At 67.4% G+C, this 2,564-nt stretch carries 4 protein-coding genes; 1 reads left to right on the forward strand and 3 read right to left on the reverse strand.

Annotated features, from left to right (window positions below):
* The coding region (locus HX774_RS06815; protein ID WP_304488857.1) for a YbaK/EbsC family protein at nt 1-210 on the reverse strand (210 nt) is incomplete at its 3' end.
* Nucleotides 211-292: 82 nt separating this feature from the next.
* Here HX774_RS06815 and HX774_RS06820 point away from each other — a divergent pair.
* A complete protein-coding gene (locus HX774_RS06820) occupies nt 293-1,033 on the forward strand; it encodes a DUF6065 family protein (protein ID WP_114818366.1) in 741 nt (246 codons plus the stop codon).
* 155 nt (nt 1,034-1,188) lie between these two features.
* Here the strand turns inward: HX774_RS06820 and HX774_RS06825 are convergent, their stop codons facing one another.
* The gene (locus tag HX774_RS06825; RefSeq protein WP_114818365.1) at nt 1,189-1,746 is read right to left on the reverse strand and encodes a hypothetical protein; all 558 of its coding nucleotides are present in this window, start codon (nt 1,744-1,746) and stop codon (nt 1,189-1,191) included.
* A gap of 87 nt (nt 1,747-1,833) precedes the next feature.
* Nucleotides 1,834-2,472, reverse strand: a complete 639-nt coding sequence (locus tag HX774_RS06830; protein ID WP_178825391.1) for a LysE family translocator — start codon at nt 2,470-2,472, stop codon at nt 1,834-1,836.
* Nucleotides 2,473-2,564: the final 92 nt, after the last annotated feature.

A 2,564-nucleotide genomic window follows, 5' to 3' on the forward strand; every position in this document is an offset into this window, starting at 1 on the left:
GGAGAGACGGTCGGAGCCGAGCGTCCGGTGGGCGCGTTTCAGGTCGATGACCGTGTCCTGGGCCGCCGAGATCAGCCACAGCCGGCCCTTCTTGTCCTTGAGAAACAGGTTCTTGGTGTGCAGGCCCGGCAGGTCGGCCTTGAGGTCCAGCCCCTCCTCGACGCGGAAGACGGCGGCGGGAACAGTCACGTCGGAAGCGGTGTCGGTCATCTCGGCCTTGTCGGGCGGGCGGCGGGGGCGATAGGAGGGACATCATCGTTACCCTCTGTTCGACCTGTTTGGGAGCCGCGTCTTGGAACTGGAATGCTATCCGATGAGCCCCCGGCCGTGCGACCTGGTGCCGGGCCGCCAGTCGCGCAACTGGATGGACGCCTTCGCCAGCCGGCATCCCTATCGCTGTCTGCCGCTGACCATGGCCAACACCACGGGGTGGGAGATCCTGGTCCCGTTCGGCTTCACCGCTGAATGGAACGGCGGCCCGGCCCAGTCCGACATCAAGATCACGCCCGACCGGCCCCAGCCGGAGCTGGACCACTTCGTCACCTCGCACTTCTCGCGCGGGGTGCTGACCATGCACCCGCAGTATCTGTTCAGGACGCCGCCGGGCTGGGGGATGTTGGCGCAAGGGTCGCCCAACCACGTCAAGGACGGCATCCAGCCGCTGACGGGCCTGATCGAGACCGACTGGCTGCCCTTCCCCTTCACCATGAACTGGATCTTCACGCGGCCGGGCAAGGTCAAGTTCGAAAAGGGCGAGCCCTTCTGTTTCATCCTGCCGATCGAGCACAGGAAGGTGGAGGCGTTCGAGCCGGTGATCCGCTCGCTGGACTCCAATCCCGGCATGAAGGGCCAGTTCGACGCCTGGAACCGGGCGCGCACCGACTTCAACACCCGCCTGGCTTCGGGCGATCCCGACGCGGCCAAGGAGGCCTGGCAGCGCTTCTACTTCAAGGGCGAGGTGCCGGAAGCGCTCGGCACGGCGCCGGCGACCCATGCCAACAAGCGCCGGCTTAAAACGCCTCGCGTCGGCTGACATTTTTCAGGGGCCTATCGCCCTTCGGGCTACTTGAGGCCGTACCCCAGACAGCAGAACGCCCGCCTCATCGACTGAGGCGGGCGTTTTCAGTTCAGGTCCTTATCGCTCTGCGCTCAAGCAGCGAGCCGCCGCGCGGCGAGCGATAGCGCCCTTTACTTGGAGACAGGCCGCAGCACGCGCGGGCCGAGGTTGTTGATGACCTCGCGGGCGTCGAAGGCGTTGGGGTCGCCCGCGGGCTTGGCGCCGCGGCCCATGACGATCTCGGCCGTGGCTTCGTAGCGGTCGACCTGACGGATGTCGCGGTCACGACCCCAGTAGGGGTCCCAGGTGCTCCAGTAGCCGCGCTGGTAGAAGCGCCACGACGGACCCCAGTAGGGACCATAGCGGTCGTAGTAGAAGGGATCGGGCGTCGAATAGAAGCGGGTGTCGCGGTCGGTGGCGCGGGTGACGGTGGCGAACCAGTCGTAGCCGTTCTCGACCGTCAGTTCGGCCGCGCGCAGCAGCAGCGACATCTCGACCTGGTCACGCGAGGTGACCGAGTTGCCCGAGAAGCTGACGCTGTAGCGATTGGCCTCGAGCCGCTGCTCGGCGTAGCCGCCGCGCTCGCCGTTGTAGCCCGCCGGCTGATAGGGGGTGGCGGTGGCGCAGGCGCCCAGGGCCAGGGCTCCTGCGACCGCGAGCAGAACCGGAGCTTTGCGAAGATGTTTCATGGGAGGTTCTCCTTGAACGTCCATAGAACGTCCGTGGTTCTGAACGAGGCGTGAACGGCCAAGTTCCTTATCACGGACCTAAATGATCTAACCGTGCAATCTGGTTACGATCAGGAGGGCCGCAAGGATCAGCAGCGCGCCGACGAAAATACCGAAGCCGCGCTTGAAGCGAGGCTGGTTCATCCGGTCCGCCAGGGCCGCGCCGCCGAGGCCGTAGGCGCTCATCGACAGCAGGTCCATGCCGATGGTGGCCAGGGCGAACAGGGCCAGCTGGGGCGCGAGCGGGCGGTTCATGTCCAGAAAGGGCGGCAGGACGGCGGTGAAGAAGAGGATGGCCTTGGGATTGGCGATCTGGACCGTGAAGCCGTCGATCAGGGCGCTGCGGCCGCGCCGGACCTCGACGTGATCCGGCTCGGCGGCGGTGGCGAAGGCGCCGCGCAGGGCCTTGATCCCCAGCCAGGCGACATAGAGGGCGCCGAGCACGGCGATGAGGCGGAAGACCTGAGGAAAGGCGGCGACCAGGGCGCCGAGGCCGAGGGCGGCGGCGCCGAACCAGACCAGGGTGGCGGCGTTCATGCCGACCACGCCGATCAGGGCCGAGGCGCGGCCCTTCTCCATGCCGGTCGCCACGGCGAACAGGTTGGCGGGGCCGGGCGTGATCGCCATGACGGCCATGACGCCGAGAAAGGCGGCGTAGAGATGCGGATCGACGGGAAGCGCGGCCATACGATCCCCTTTCCGGCGGGGAATCGGTCAGGTCAAGCCTTGTCGAGCGAGATCAGGCCTCGGCGGGCGGGGCGGGCGGCGCAGGCGGGGCC

The sequence above is a fragment of the Brevundimonas sp. P7753 genome (assembly GCF_013386595.1).
GTDB classification, from domain to species: domain Bacteria; phylum Pseudomonadota; class Alphaproteobacteria; order Caulobacterales; family Caulobacteraceae; genus Brevundimonas; species Brevundimonas bullata.